This window comes from Streptomyces sp. Tu 3180, assembly GCF_009852415.1.
In the GTDB taxonomy this organism is placed as follows: Bacteria; Actinomycetota; Actinomycetes; order Streptomycetales; family Streptomycetaceae; genus Streptomyces.
Window position 1 is genome coordinate 4,004,444 of the sequence record NZ_WOXS01000002.1, and the last position, 14,799, is coordinate 4,019,242.

Genomic DNA, 14,799 nt, shown 5'->3' on the forward strand with positions numbered 1-14,799 from the left:
TCACAACCCGCCGAAGCGGACCTTTACCGGGGCCGGCAACCGAGAGACGACCGTGCGGCCGTGCCCTCAGACACCCAACAGCGTGCCCGACACCCTCGCCGCTTCCCTCGACGTTCCACGCTCCGAAGAGCAGTACTAGAAGGAGAAGACGATCAAGTGCGCCGAGTAGTCAACGTTCCACCCATGAGCAACCAGCATCGGACGTTCGCCGATGTACTGGCCTCTGACCAGCCCGAGGGCCGGTGAGAAGTGCTCCTTAGAAAGGAGGTGATCCAGCCGCACCTTCCGGTACGGCTACCTTGTTACGACTTCGTCCCAATCGCCAGTCCCACCTTCGACAGCTCCCTCCCACGAGGGGTTGGGCCACCGGCTTCGGGTGTTACCGACTTTCGTGACGTGACGGGCGGTGTGTACAAGGCCCGGGAACGTATTCACCGCAGCAATGCTGATCTGCGATTACTAGCGACTCCGACTTCATGGGGTCGAGTTGCAGACCCCAATCCGAACTGAGACCGGCTTTTTGAGATTCGCTCCACCTCGCGGTATCGCAGCTCATTGTACCGGCCATTGTAGCACGTGTGCAGCCCAAGACATAAGGGGCATGATGACTTGACGTCGTCCCCACCTTCCTCCGAGTTGACCCCGGCGGTCTCCCGTGAGTCCCCAGCACCACAAGGGCCTGCTGGCAACACGGGACAAGGGTTGCGCTCGTTGCGGGACTTAACCCAACATCTCACGACACGAGCTGACGACAGCCATGCACCACCTGTACACCGACCACAAGGGGGGCTCTGTCTCCAGAGCTTTCCGGTGTATGTCAAGCCTTGGTAAGGTTCTTCGCGTTGCGTCGAATTAAGCCACATGCTCCGCCGCTTGTGCGGGCCCCCGTCAATTCCTTTGAGTTTTAGCCTTGCGGCCGTACTCCCCAGGCGGGGCACTTAATGCGTTAGCTGCGGCACGGACGACGTGGAATGTCGCCCACACCTAGTGCCCACCGTTTACGGCGTGGACTACCAGGGTATCTAATCCTGTTCGCTCCCCACGCTTTCGCTCCTCAGCGTCAGTATCGGCCCAGAGATCCGCCTTCGCCACCGGTGTTCCTCCTGATATCTGCGCATTTCACCGCTACACCAGGAATTCCGATCTCCCCTACCGAACTCTAGCCTGCCCGTATCGACTGCAGACCCGGGGTTAAGCCCCGGGCTTTCACAACCGACGCGACAAGCCGCCTACGAGCTCTTTACGCCCAATAATTCCGGACAACGCTCGCGCCCTACGTATTACCGCGGCTGCTGGCACGTAGTTAGCCGGCGCTTCTTCTGCAGGTACCGTCACTTGCGCTTCTTCCCTGCTGAAAGAGGTTTACAACCCGAAGGCCGTCATCCCTCACGCGGCGTCGCTGCATCAGGCTTGCGCCCATTGTGCAATATTCCCCACTGCTGCCTCCCGTAGGAGTCTGGGCCGTGTCTCAGTCCCAGTGTGGCCGGTCGCCCTCTCAGGCCGGCTACCCGTCGTCGCCTTGGTGAGCCGTTACCTCACCAACAAGCTGATAGGCCGCGGGCTCATCCTGCACCGCCGGAGCTTTCCACCATCAAGGATGCCCAAGATGGTCGTATCCGGTATTAGACCCCGTTTCCAGGGCTTGTCCCAGAGTGCAGGGCAGATTGCCCACGTGTTACTCACCCGTTCGCCACTAATCCCCACCGAAGTGGTTCATCGTTCGACTTGCATGTGTTAAGCACGCCGCCAGCGTTCGTCCTGAGCCAGGATCAAACTCTCCGTGAATGCTTCCCCGTGATCGGGGCGAACACATCACGAGAGCGGAACGGCCGGGCGGAATAGGCCCAACCGTTCACAGCGTCCTCGCTGTGTTTTTTCAAAGGAACCTCGACCATCCGAAACCGGATGGACGGGGTATCAACATATCTGGCGTTGACTTTTGGCACGCTGTTGAGTTCTCAAGGAACGGACGCTTCCTTCGTACTCACCCTCGCGGGCTTTCCTCCGGGCGCTTCCCTTCGGTCTTGCGTTTCCGACTCTATCAGATCTTTCCGATCCGATTTCCTCGGTGCTTTCCAGGTTCCCGCTTCCGCGTTTCCCTTTCCGGCGGTTCCGACTCTATCAGATCCTTTCGGGCCTGACTCCCAGTCAGAGGGGGCTGTCCTCCCGGCCGTTGGGCCGTTCCGACGTTTCAAACCCTAGCGGATTCGCTCGGCGCTTCTCAAATCGGAGCCGCTCGGGTCCGTTCAAGCCGTCGAGTCCCGTACGAATTGAATTCCGGAATGCCGAAATCCACCCGTCAGGGAGATCGCGCTGGTGGTTTGTGTGCCGCTACTGCGGCGGAGGTGCCGTCGCAGAACCGTTACGGCTCCGCGGCAACCCGAAGAACTCTACGGATCGGACGAGGGGGTGTCAAGCGCCCCCTGTCAAGATCTTTACGGCCGGGCAGGGGCCCCGGTGTCAGTCCAGGTCGGAGAGGCGTCCGCCGGCGTCGGGCTGGGCATGCTCCACCCTGCGCAGGAGGCGGGTGAGGACCTCGCCCAGGGCCGTCCGCTCCTCCGGGGAGAGGTCCTGGAGGAGGTCCTCCTCGAAGACGGAGGCCATGCGCATGGCCTCCAGCCACTTCTCGCGGCCGGCCGGGGTCAGCTCCACGATCACCCGAACGCGGTTGGCCTCGTCCCGCTCCCGGGTGACCAGACCCTCGGCGACCATGCGGTCGATCCGGTGGGTCATGGCGGCCGGGGTCAGGCCGAGGCGCTTGGCGAGGTCGCTGGGACCCATGCGGTAGGGGGCGCCGGAGAGGACGAGGGCCTTGAGGACCTCCCAGTCGGCGTTGGTGATGCCGAGCTCGGCCGTCTGGCGGCCGTAGGCGACGTTCATCCGGCGGTTCAGGCGGGACAGCGCGTTGACGATCTTCTCGACCTGGGGGTCGAGGTCCTGGAACTCGCGCTGGTACGCGGCGATCTGCTCTTCGAGTGTCGGCTCACTGAGGCCGGAGGTGTCGCCCATGGCCGCAGTATGGCACGCCGCGTCTTTGCCTTGAAGTCCTTCGCTATGTACTCTTTAGCATCGAACTTTAGCTTCTAAGTCTTCACTCCTAACTGGTGAGAGAGGTGAACGTGACCAGGGCGATGGGCGCTGCGATGCGCCGGATCCACGTGGGCAACGCACTCAGCGCTTTCGGGCTCGGCTTCACGGTCCCGTACCTGTACGTCTACGTGGCGCAGGTGCGGGGGCTGGGGGCCGTGACGGCGGGTCTCGTGCTCGCCGTCTTCGCTGTGGCCGCGCTGATCGTGCTGCCGTTCGCCGGGCGGGCGATCGTCCGGCGCGGTCCGCTGCCGGTGCTGCTCACCGCCCTGGTCACGGCCGCGGTCGGCGCGATGGGCCTGGGGCTGTCCGGCGGTGCGGCGACCGTGCTGCTGTCGGCGGCGGCGCTCGGCGCCGGGCAGGCCGTGATGCAGCCGGCGCTCGCGACGATGATCGTGGACTGCTCCACCGCGGAGACCCGGTCGCGGGCGTTCGCCACGCAGTTCTTCCTGCAGAACCTCGGGCTCGGCGTCGGCGGGCTGATCGGCGGGCACCTCGTGGACACCACGAGGGCCGGCTCCTTCACCCTGCTGTTCTCGCTCGAGGCGGCGATGTTCCTGCTGCTCGTCGCGGTGATGGCGACGGTGCGGATGCCGCGCGCGCCGCGCATGGAGGGCGCACCGGCGCAGTCGGCCAAGGGCAGCTGGAAGCAGCTGCTGGGCAACCGGGCCATGGTGCAGCTGTGCGTGCTGGGCTTCGTGCTGTTCTTCGCCTGCTACGGGCAGTTCGAGTCGGGGCTGAGCGCGTACGGGGTCGAGGCCGCCGGGATCTCGACGTCCGCGCTGGGGACGGCGCTGGCGGCGAACACCCTGGTGATCGTGGTCGCGCAGTTCGCGGTGCTGCGGTTCGTCGAGCGGCGCAGGCGCTCGCGCGTGATCGCGTCCGTGGGACTGGTCTGGGCCGTGGCGTGGGCCGTGGCCGCGTACGCGGGGCTCGGGAACGGCAGCCAGGAGATGGCGACCGCCGCCTTCGTCTCCACATACGCGCTGTTCGGGCTCGGGGAGGCGATGCTGTCGCCGACGCTCGCGCCGCTGGTCGCCGATCTCGCGCCGACCGGCATGGCCGGGCAGTACAACTCGGCGTTCGCCCTGGTGAAGCAGCTCGCGCTGGCCGTCGGCCCGGCGGTGGGCGGGCCGATGGGCGCCTCGCTGCACGGTCCCTACGTCGTGACCTTCCTGCTGTTCTCGCTGGGGATCAGCGTGCTGGCGGTGCGGCTGGGGCGGCAGCTCACCGACGTGCAGGACCATCCGTCGGCGGCGCGGAGCCGCGTGGTGGCGCAGGGGAGCGCGCCGGTGGGGCAGGCTCCCGCACACGCCTGACGTACGCGGCGTACGCGCCGAGGCCCCCCGCGGTGAGCCGTGGGGGGCCTCGGCTTCCGGGGCCTAGGCGCCGGAGGTCTTCGGCAGGACGAACTCGCACCAGACCGCCTTGCCGCCGCCCGGGGTGCGTCGGCTGCCCCAGTTGGAGGCGATCGTCGCGACGATGGCGATGCCCCGGCCGGACTCGTCGCCGGGCTCCGCGCGGCGGCGTCTCGGCAGGTGGTCGTCCCCGTCGGTGACCTCGACGATCAGGCGCCGGTCGGTGCGGCGCAGGCGCAGCCGCATGGGGGGCGTGCCGTGCTGGAGGGAGTTGGCGACCAGTTCGCTGGTGGCCAGGACGCCCAGGTCGTGCAGGTCGGGAGGGAAGCGCCAGCTGGTCAGCACGCCGGAGGCGAAGGCACGCGCGCGGGGGGCCGCCTCGACGCCGCCGAGGAGTTCGAGGGCGGCGTTGCGGAACAGCTCGCTCTCCGGGCCCTTGCGGGCGGGGTTCTGCAGGACGAGGACGGCGACGTCGTCGTCGTGGTCGGGGGTCACGCCGGCCGAGCGGACCAGGCGGTCGCAGACCACCTGGGGGGTGCCGGTGGCTCCGGCCAGGGCGCGCTCCAGGGCGGCGATGCCCTCGTCCAGGTCCTCGTTGCGGCGCTCGACCAGGCCGTCCGTGTAGAGGACGGCGGTGGAGCCGGGGCCGAGGGGGATCGAGCCGGAGGCGTGCATCCAGCCGCCGGTGCCGAGCGGGGGGCCGGTCGGTTCGTCGGCGCGCCGGACGGTGCCGTTCTCGTCGCGGACCAGGAGGGGCAGGTGGCCGGCGGAGGCGTACACCAGGCGGCCCTCGTTGGGGTCGTGGATGGCGTACGCGCAGGTGGCGATCTGGTTGGCGTCGATCTCCGTGGCCAGGCCGTCGAGGAGCTGGAGGACCTCGTGCGGGGGGAGGTCGAGCCGGGCGTAGGCGCGTACGGCCGTGCGGAGCTGCCCCATGACCGCGGCGGCCCGCACGCCCCTGCCCATGACGTCGCCGATGACCAGGGCGGTACGGCCGCCGCCGAGGGTGATCACGTCGTACCAGTCGCCGCCGACGGCCGCCTCGGTGCCGCCGGGGTGGTAGGTGGCGGCGACGCGCAGGTCGTCGGGTTCCTCGAGCTCCTGGGGGAGCAGGGAGCGCTGGAGGGTGACGGCCGTCTCGCGCTGGCGGCGCTCGCTGGCGCGCAGGCGTGCGGCGGCCTCGGCGTGGTCGGTGACGTCGGTGGCGAAGACCAGCACGCCGCGGCCGCCGTCCCCGCCCCCGGTGACCGGGGTGCAGGTGAAGGTGTAGGAGCGGCCGTCGGGGGCCTTGCGGGACTTGACCGTGCGGGGCTTGCCGCTGCGCAGGACCTGGTCGAGGAGGGGCAGCAGGCCGAGTTCGCCGAGCTCCGGGAGGGCCTCGCGCGCGGGGGCGTCGACCGGGCGGTCGCCGAAGGCCGTCCGGTAGGCGTCGTTGACGTAGGCGATGCGGTGGTCGGGGCCGTGGACCAGGGCGACGAGGGAGGGGACGTGGTCCAGGACCTCGCGCACGCGCAGCTCGTCGACGGCCGGCACGGGCCGCGTGTCGTCGGTGGGCCGTTCGGCGCGGGCCGCGGGCACGGAGCCCTCTCCCCGCCGGTCCGGGGAGACCGTGTGCTCGGTCCGCGCTGCGGCGCGGCGCTGCGTTCCGGGGAGCCGGGCGCTCCAGCGCGTGAAGTTCACGAATCCTTGCCTCGTGTAGTTGTCGGCGGCCGGAAACCGGGACCGGCCGGGGCCCGGGGGCCGCGCCGGGGCGGGTGGCGGCCCGCCCTCGGTGGTGGACCAGTCTGGCAGGGTGGCGACCGGGCCGACATCCGTCAGACGCCGGGCCGGCGGGCGGAGTTCCTGGGTCCGGTCAGGACGACCCCTTCGGGTCGCGCGGGGGGTCCTGAGAAGGCTTTTCACCGGCCGCCAGTTCGAACTCCGCGCGCGGGTGTTCGAGTGACCCCAGGGAGACGATCTCCCGTTTGAAGAGCCCGGCGAGGGTCCACTCGGCGGCCACGCGCGCCTTGCGGTTGAAGGTGGGGACCCGGCTGAGGTGGTAGGTGCGGTGCATGAACCACGCGGGGTAGCCCTTGATCCTGCGCCCGTAGACCTGGGCGACGCCCTTGTGCAGGCCCAGGGAGGCGACGGAACCGGCGTACTTGTGGGCGTAGGTCTCCAGGGGCTCGCCGCGCAGGGAGTGCGCGATGTTGTCGCCGAGGACCCGGGCCTGGCGCAGGGCGTGCTGGGCGTTGGGGGCGCACTCCCGGGCGGGTTCCGCGGCGGTGACGTCGGGGACGGCGGCGGCGTCTCCGGCCGCCCACGCGTGCGCGGCGCCCTCGACGGCCAGTTCGGCGGTGCACTTCAGCCGCCCCCGGTCGTTCAGCGGCAGGTCGGAGGCGGCGAGGACGGGGTGCGGCTTGACCCCGGCCGTCCACACGACCGTGCGGGTGGGGAAGCGGGAGCCGTCGCTGAGCACGGCGACCCGGTCGGCGCAGGACTCCAGGCGGGTCTCGAGGCGTACGTCGATGTTGCGGCGGCGCAGCTCGGTGACCGTGTAGCGGCCCATCTCCTCGCCGACCTCGGGCAGGATGCGGTCCGAGGCCTCGACGAGGATCCACTTCATGTCCTCGGGCCGGATGTTGTGGTAGTACCGCGTGGCGTAGCGGGCCATGTCCTCCAGCTCGCCGAGCGCCTCGACGCCGGCGTACCCGCCGCCGACGAAGACGAAGGTGAGGGCGGCGTCCCGCAGGGCCGGGTCGCGGGTGGAGGAGGCGATGTCCATCTGCTCGAGGACGTGGTTGCGCAGCCCGATGGCCTCCTCGACGGTCTTGAAGCCGATGCCGTGGTCGGCGAGGCCGGGGATCGGCAGCGTGCGCGACACGGAACCGGGGGCGAGCACCAGCTCGTCGTACGCGAGCCGCCGTCCCCCGGTGCCCTCCTCCTCGGTGGCGAGCGTCGTGACGGTCGCCGTGCGCCTCGCGTGCTCGACGGCGGTGGCCTCGCCGATGACGACGTGGCACCGGTCGAGGACGCGGCGCAGCGGTACGACGACGTGCCGGGGGGAGATGGCGCCGGCGGCCGCCTCGGGGAGGAAGGGCTGGTACGTCATGTACGGATCCGGGGTGACGACCGTGATCTCCGCCTCGCCCCGTCCGAGTTCCCGTTTCAGCTTCCGCTGCAGGCGCAGGGCCGTGTACATCCCGACGTAGCCGCCGCCGACAACGAGAATGCGCGCACGTTCCTTCACCATCCCATGACGCACCCGTCGCTTGCGTTTGTCCACAGCCTCGACGCATTGTGTGACCGGAGGGCCGGGTACCCGGGGTCGGCCGGCTCACCGGCCGTGAGCCGGATCCGCGCAGGTCGGACGGGGTGGCCCGGGCACCGGGCGCGGTCACATACGGGATGTATACGACCCGTGCTCCGATCGGGGGGCGCTCCGTGCGGAACGTGCCTCTTCTGAATTGACTTCCTCTCAACTATGTTCGTGTGACGACGGGGTGCAGGGGGACGCGCTCATCGGGTCCGCGACGGGCGGATTCGGCAGCCGGGTTCGTCCCGCACGCCCCGGTCATCAATGGCGGGGAGAAGTCTCCGGGGGGAGACGTCATTACCGGGGGAATACACATGCATGTTCAGGACTCTCATTGGTCTTCCGCGTCCGCTGTCGCGACCGGCGCCGCGATGAGCGCGCCCACGGGCGGCGGACGTGCGGGCGGCGCGCGCACGACACCGCTGCGCGTGGACGCCCAGCGCAACCTCGAGCACGTGCTGCGCGCCGCGCGCGAGGTCTTCGGCGAGCTGGGCTACGGCGCGCCGATGGAGGACGTGGCGCGCCGGGCGCGGGTCGGCGTGGGCACGGTGTACCGGCGCTTCCCGAGCAAGGACGTCCTGGTGCGGCGGATCGCCGAGGAGGAGACCTCCCGGCTGACCGACCAGGCGCGTGCGGCGCTCGGCCAGGAGGACGAGCCGTGGTCGGCGCTGTCCCGCTTCCTGCGCACGTCGGTCGCCTCCGGCGCCGGGCGGCTGCTGCCGCCGCAGGTGCTGCGGGTGGGGGTGGCGGAGGAGCACGGTCTGCCGGACCACGCGCACGTGCCGCAGCAGCGGACCCAGCCGTCCGCGGGTGAACTGCGTCTGGTGCCCGGGGAGCCGGCGGCCGCCGCGCCCGAGGACGCCGGCACGGCGCAGCTCCTCGACGTGGTGGGCAAGCTGGTGGAACGGGCCCGTGCCGCGGGTGAACTCCGCCCCGACGTGTCGGTGTCGGATGTCCTCCTGGTGATCGCCACGGCCGCCCCCTCCCTGCCGGACGCGGCCCAGCAGGCGGCGGCCTCGGCCCGGCTGCTGGACATCCTGCTGGAGGGTCTGCGCTCGCGCCCGGCGTAGGGCGAGCCGCGGTGGGCTCCGGGACGGGTGGCGTGGTCCTCCGTCGGCCGTAGGCCGGACACCGCCTGCAAGGGGCCCCGGGGCGGGTGGCGTGATCCGGCGCCGCCCTGCTGCCCGGGGCCGGTGCGGGCCGGGGGCGGGTCACGCGGCCCGGTGCTGCCGGGAGCCTTTGCCGGGTTCTTCGGGCAGGGGGATCCCGGCGTCCGCCCGCGCCGGCCCAGCGGCACGGCCGCCCGCGGCCGGGTGGGCCTCCTGCGCCCGCCGTCCTCCTGCGCCCGTGGACCTCCTACGCTCGCCGTCCTCCGGCGGCTCCCGCCCCCAGCGCCCCCCGCTGCGGCGCGATCCCGCCCGGCACCGCCCGCTGCCGTGCCGGCGTCCCCGTCCAGCACGTCCCCCTGCGCGCCAGCAGCCGCCGCAGCCACAGCTCCAGCGCGACCAGCTCCGCCAGTCCGTCCAGCGGCAGCGGTTCCCCCTCCGCCGCCGCGCGCAGCGCCTTGCGCACCACCCGCGCCTCGACCAGCCCCGCCTCCGCCAGCAGCGGCGTGTCGAACAACGCCATCAGCCCGTCCGCCGCCACCCGCAGTCCCGTGCGCGCCGCGGTCGCCGCGGCGGCCCGGGACGTCGGCGCCCCCCACCCGGCCGGCAGCTCCCGCACGCCCGCCCCCTCCAGCACCGACCGCAGGATCGACGCCCGCGCCCCCGGCCGCACCCGCAGCGCCTCCGGCAGTCCCCGGCACGCCCGCACGACCTGGTTGTCGAGGAACGGCGCGTGCAGCCGCTGGGACCGGATCTCGGCGGCCTGCTCCAGCACCCGCAGGTCCGCCGCGTGCCGGGCCAGTGCCGCACGCGCCCGGAAGTCACCGGGCCGCTGCCCCGGCCCCACCTCGGACCGCCACGTGGACGCCTGGAGGCGAACCGATACTTCAGCCAGTGCCTCACCGGTCAGCCACCGCGCCGCCGGCCCGGGTCTCCCCCAGGTCAGCGCCGCCAGCGAGGCGTCCCCCGCGCCCCCGGGGCCGTCGTCGTCCAGCCGCCGGCGCAGCAGCCGCTCCGCGAGGCCCTCCAGCCCCGCCCGGTACGGCGTGCGCGCCAGCCGGCGGGCCGCCGCGTACACGCGCGCGGGGACCATCACGGAACCGTCCGCCTTGGCCAGCGCGGCGACCGGCCGCACCAGGTGCCGCCGCTTGCGGTCCATCAGCAGGTCGGCGAGGCGAGCCGGATGCGCGTCCAGCACCTGCCTCGCCCCGTACCCCGTGAAGTGGTCGGCGCTGCCCGCCGCCAGCCGCGCCCGGTGCCGCGCGGCCGACACCAGCGAGGGTCCCGGCTCGTCGGTCAGCGGACCGTCCAGATCGACGTAGGGGAGGGTCTCCTCCCCGCCCGCGACCACGACGTGGTGCAGCCGGGGGTTGGCCGCCAGCGCCCCGGCCCGCTCCAGTTCGTCGTCGTCCCGCCCCCCGCCCGCGCCGCCCGCCGTCGCGAGGTCGTTGAAGGTGACGGCCAGCAGCCGCTCCCCCGCGCCGGTGCCGTGCCCCAGCACGGTCCCCGGCATCCCGGGCAGTCCCGCCGCCAGCAGCGCCAGCGTCCCGGACGCCGGTCCCCCGGACAGGTCGGCCCCGATCCCCGGCACCGGCATCCCGCGCGCCGCGCGCCGCTCCGCGGGCCCCATCCCCGGGACGGGGCCGGGGTCGATGTCCGCCCCCGGAACGTGCCGGGGCGCGGCCAGCCGCGTCCGCACGGCCTCGACGAGCGCGTCCCGCACCGCGTCCACCGCCCGGTCGGGGTCGGCGGGAGGCGCCGCGACCGCGAGCGAGGCGACGGGTTCGTACCCGGCGACCTCGCGCGCCCCCGCGCGCAGGATCAGCGCGTGCCCCGGCGGGACGCGCTTCACCCCGTCGTACGGGGTCGAGTCGTGCAGCGCGGCCGGTACGTCGGGCGCGGCGAGCAGCGCGGCGAGGTGCCCGAAGTCGAGGTTGGCCTCGACGAGATCGGCGAGCGGCAACGCGGCGGTGGCGTACGCCGTGCCGCCGGCCCAGGGGGTGTGGAACACCGGCCGGGCGCCCGCGAGGTCGCCGCAGACGGTGATCCGGCGGCCCACCTGCACGACGGCGGTGTAGCTGCCCGGCCAGGCGGTGAGGTGCCTCAGCGCCCCGCCGCGCGCGGCGAACAGCGCGACGCGCAGCTGTTCGTCGGACGCGCCGCAGATGCCGAGGACGGCGATCCGGGTCTGGGCGTCGGCGGTGACCACGCGCACCTCGTCGGGGCGCCAGTCGCCGACCGCCCACAGCGGGTCGGGGTCGCCCCACAACAGCTGGGAGCCCACGGGCTGCACGGTCTCGCCGTCGGCCCCGGTGGCACCGGCGGAGCCGAACCCCACGGCTCCCGCGGCGGCGCTGCTCCATCCCACCAACCACCGCATCGACGCCTCCACAGGCTGTGGACAACCAGTGCACCGCACGAACCGGTTCCCCATGCTGCCATGAAGGAGGCGCTCAGGAGGCGTGCCGGAGCCGTGTGCGCTCCGTCGAATGCGCCCCGGCGGATACACCACCCCGGGGCGAACACCCGGCCCTCCACGAGAAGATCGCCGGACACCGCCGCGCGATCACCCGCACCGCTGCGACGCGAATGCGCCCCCGCTGTGCGCCCTCAAAACCCCCAACGCGCCGTCAATTACCTTGGTAGACGCGGCGATGTCCCGGGAACGAGGGGGTCGACTTTCGGCCAAATCGGAGCGACGGGCACCCTCCCGAACACGCTCCGTACAGGCTCTGCGCACCGCTGCGCGGACGCGCAGTCCGGGAGACGCGGCACGCCTCCCGGACCGTTCCGCCGCCCGCGGGGATGAAGGCGGCGGTGTCCCCCAGCCCGCCGGATCCAGTACAGCGGGCCGACCCACGCACGGACCATGGAACCGCTCCCGTGATGGCCGGAGAAGAGCGCACGCACGGGCGCACGGCCACACACCGGGAGCGCGCCGCAACTGCGCGTGTCGGCCCCGCACTTCAGTACGGACCACAATCCCGCCATCCGGAAGAATGCCCCTTAACGCTTGGGATGCGGCGAACTACGCTGGGTTTACGAATGCCGCGTGGTTATGCCAGCGCGGCAGCCGTCTGTGTCGAGGGGTGGCGCATGTCCAGGGAGCAACGCGGGCCGAACGAAAAACTCGGCGCCGTTCTCGCCCTCGCGGGAATCTCCAACGCGGGCCTCGCGCGCCGCGTCAACGACCTCGGCGCGCAGCGGGGACTGACGCTTCGCTACGACAAGACGTCGGTGGCGCGCTGGGTGTCGAAGGGAATGGTGCCGCAGGGCGCGGCTCCGCACCTGATCGCCGCCGCCATCGGCCAGAAGCTGGGCCGCCCGGTGCCGCTCCACGAGATCGGCCTGGCGGACGCGGACCCCGCGCCCGAGGTGGGCCTCGCCTTCCCCCGGGACGTCGGGCAGGCGGTGAAGTCCGCGACGGAGCTGTACCGCCTGGACCTCGCCGGCCGCAGAGCGGGATCCGGCGGCATCTGGCAGTCGCTGGCCGGCTCCTTCGCGGTCAGCGCATACGCAACGCCCGCCTCACGGTGGCTGATAACCCCGGCCGACAGCTCGGTGGCGCGCGAGGCGAACCCGTCCGAGAGCCCCGGCGCACCGATCAAAGTCGGCCACAGCGATGTGCGGAAACTGCGCGAGGCCGCCGAGGACGCCCGCCGCTGGGACTCCAAGTACGGCGGCGGAGACTGGCGTTCGTCGATGGTCCCCGAGTGTCTGAGGGTCGAGGCGGCCCCGCTGCTGCTCGGCTCCTACTCCGACGACGTCGGCCGCTCGCTCTTCGGCGCCGCCGCCGAACTCACCCGCCTGGCGGGCTGGATGGCCTTCGACACCGGCCAGCAGGAGGCCGCCCAGCGCTACTACATCCAGGCCCTGCGCCTGGCCCGCGCCGCGGCGGACGTGCCGCTGGGGGGCTACGTCCTGGCGTCCATGTCCCTCCAGGCGACCTACCGCGGCTTCGGCGACGAGGGCGTGGACCTCGCCCAGGCCGCGCTGGAGCGCAACCGGGGCCTGGCCACCGCCCGCACCATGAGCTTCTTCCGCCTCGTCGAGGCCCGCGCGCACGCACGTGCGGGAGACGCCCAGGCCGCCGGCGCCGCGCTGAAGGCGGCGGAGGGGTGGCTGGAGCGCTCCCGTCCCGGTGACAGTGACCCGTCCTGGCTCGGCTTCTACGGCTACGACCGGTTCGCCGCCGACGCCGCGGAGTGCTACCGCGACCTCAAGGCGCCCCGCCAGGTCCGCCGCTTCACCGAGCAGGCGCTGTCGAAGCCGACGGAGGAGTTCGTGCGCTCGCACGGCCTGAGGCTGGTCGTCTCGGCGGTCGCCGAGCTGGAGTCGGGCAACCTGGACGCGGCCTGCGAACAGGGCGTCCGCGCGGTGGAGGTGGCGGGCCGCATCTCGTCGGCCCGCACCACCGAGTACGTCAGGGACCTCCTGCACCGTCTGGAGCCCTACGGCGACGAACCCCGCGTGGTCGAGCTGCGCGAGCGCGCCCGTCCGCTCCTGATGGCCTCGGCCGGGTGACACCGCCCTGACGGGCCGTCGCGGCGGTCCCCCGTGACCGGCCGTCGTCACGGGCCGCCGTCACGGGGCCGCCCCGCAGGTTTGAAGGCGCTGTCAGTGGCACAGTGCACTATCGGAGCCGGGAGGTGGTGCAGGTGCGGCGGACGTACGACTGCGACGTGCTGGTGATCGGGGGCGGGATCGTCGGGCTGTCGACGGCGTACGCGATCACCCGCGCGGCGCCGGGCACGCGGGTCACCGTGCTGGAGAAGGAGCCCGGCCCCGCCCGGCACCAGACCGGCCGCAACAGCGGCGTCATCCACAGCGGCGTCTACTACCGCCCCGGCTCGCTCAAGGCCCGGTACGCGGTGCGCGGCGCCGCCGAGATGGTCAAGTTCTGCGCGGAGTACGACATCCCGCACGCCGTGACGGGCAAGCTGATCGTCGCCACGACCCGCGACGAGCTGCCGCGCCTGCACGCCCTGGCCCAGCGCGGCCGGGAGAACGGCCTCACGGTCCGCGAACTGGGCGCCGCGCAGATCGCGGAGTACGAGCCGGAGGTCGAGGGCCTGGCGGCCATCCACGTGGACACCACCGGCATCTGCGACTTCACCGCCGTGGCCCGGCACCTGGCCCGGGCCTCGGGCGCGGAGGTCCGCCACGGGGCGCGGGTCACCCGCGTCGACCGCCGGCCCGAGCGCGGGGTCGCCGTCCGCACCGCCTCCGGCGACGTCGTGCGCGGCCGGGTGCTGGTGAACTGCGCCGGGCTGCACTGCGACGAGATCGCCCGCCTCACGGGGGACGAGCCCGGTGTGCGCATCGTGCCCTTCCGGGGCGAGTACTACGAGCTGGCCCGGCCGGAGCTGGTCCGGGGCCTGGTCTACCCGGTGCCCGACCCGGCGTTCCCCTTCCTCGGCGTCCACCTCACGCGCGGCATCGACGGCGGCGTCCACGTCGGCCCCAACGCGGTGCCGGCCCTGGCCCGCGAGGGCTACGACCGGCGCACGGTGCGTCCGCGCGAGCTGGCGGCGACCCTGACCTGGCCGGGCTCCTGGCGGCTGGCCCGCCGCCACTGGCGGTACGGCGCCGGCGAGCTGCACCGCTCCCTGTCCAAGGCCGCCTTCACCCGGGCCGTGCGCCGGCTCCTGCCCGCGGTGCGGGAGGAGGACCTGGTGCCGGCGCCGGCCGGGGTGCGCGCCCAGGCGGTGCTGCGGGACGGCACCCTGGTCGACGACTTCCTGATCCAGGAGAGCCCCCGGGCGGTCCACGTGCTCAACGCGCCCTCGCCCGCGGCGACGGCGTCCCTGCCGATCGGGCGGGAGGTCGCGCGGCGGGCGCTGGCGGAGCTGGCGGCACGGGCACGGTGACGGCGACGGGAGCCGGCGGTACGGGGGCGGTGACGGGCACGGCGACCGGCCGCCGTCCGTGCCCCCGTAAAATCGACAGCACT

At 72.5% G+C, this 14,799-nt stretch carries 8 protein-coding genes and 1 rRNA gene; 4 read left to right on the plus strand and 5 right to left on the minus strand.

Annotated features, from left to right (window positions below):
* Window positions 1–260: 260 nt before the first annotated feature.
* Together GL259_RS18915 and GL259_RS18920 are read right to left on the minus strand one after the other, a co-directional pair.
* Window positions 261–1,785 (minus strand): 16S ribosomal RNA (locus GL259_RS18915).
* 675 nt (window positions 1,786–2,460) lie between these two features.
* Entirely contained in the window at window positions 2,461–3,009 is a 549-nt protein-coding gene (locus tag GL259_RS18920; RefSeq protein WP_159534360.1) for a MarR family transcriptional regulator, read from the minus strand.
* Window positions 3,010–3,131: 122 nt separating this feature from the next.
* On the opposite strand from GL259_RS18920, the gene GL259_RS18925 reads away from it, so the two are divergent.
* Window positions 3,132–4,406 (plus strand): MFS transporter, encoded by a 1,275-nt coding sequence (locus GL259_RS18925; protein ID WP_159538768.1) that lies wholly within the window; start codon window positions 3,132–3,134, stop codon window positions 4,404–4,406.
* A gap of 63 nt (window positions 4,407–4,469) precedes the next feature.
* Here GL259_RS18925 and GL259_RS18930 read toward each other — a convergent pair whose 3' ends face one another.
* Both GL259_RS18930 and GL259_RS18935 read right to left on the minus strand, forming a co-directional pair.
* Window positions 4,470–6,125, minus strand: coding sequence for a SpoIIE family protein phosphatase (locus GL259_RS18930; RefSeq protein ID WP_159534362.1), 1,656 nt, complete (start codon window positions 6,123–6,125; stop codon window positions 4,470–4,472).
* A gap of 172 nt (window positions 6,126–6,297) precedes the next feature.
* A complete protein-coding gene (locus GL259_RS18935) occupies window positions 6,298–7,677 on the minus strand; it encodes an NAD(P)/FAD-dependent oxidoreductase (protein ID WP_159534364.1) in 1,380 nt (459 codons plus the stop codon).
* A gap of 377 nt (window positions 7,678–8,054) precedes the next feature.
* On the opposite strand from GL259_RS18935, the gene GL259_RS18940 reads away from it, so the two are divergent.
* Window positions 8,055–8,810: a TetR/AcrR family transcriptional regulator gene (locus GL259_RS18940; RefSeq protein WP_159534366.1), complete on the plus strand. Its 756-nt coding sequence runs from the start codon at window positions 8,055–8,057 to the stop codon at window positions 8,808–8,810.
* Window positions 8,811–9,096: 286 nt separating this feature from the next.
* Here the strand turns inward: GL259_RS18940 and GL259_RS18945 are convergent, their stop codons facing one another.
* Window positions 9,097–11,226: an asparagine synthase-related protein gene (locus tag GL259_RS18945; protein WP_159534368.1), complete on the minus strand. Its 2,130-nt coding sequence runs from the start codon at window positions 11,224–11,226 to the stop codon at window positions 9,097–9,099.
* A 716-nt stretch (window positions 11,227–11,942) separates the two neighbouring features.
* Between GL259_RS18945 and GL259_RS18950 the strand changes: the two genes are divergently transcribed.
* Entirely contained in the window at window positions 11,943–13,370 is a 1,428-nt protein-coding gene (locus GL259_RS18950) for an MFS transporter (protein WP_159534370.1), read from the plus strand.
* Window positions 13,371–13,474: 104 nt separating this feature from the next.
* Window positions 13,475–14,716: an L-2-hydroxyglutarate oxidase gene (gene lhgO, locus GL259_RS18955; protein ID WP_159534372.1), complete on the plus strand. Its 1,242-nt coding sequence runs from the start codon at window positions 13,475–13,477 to the stop codon at window positions 14,714–14,716.
* Window positions 14,717–14,799: the final 83 nt, after the last annotated feature.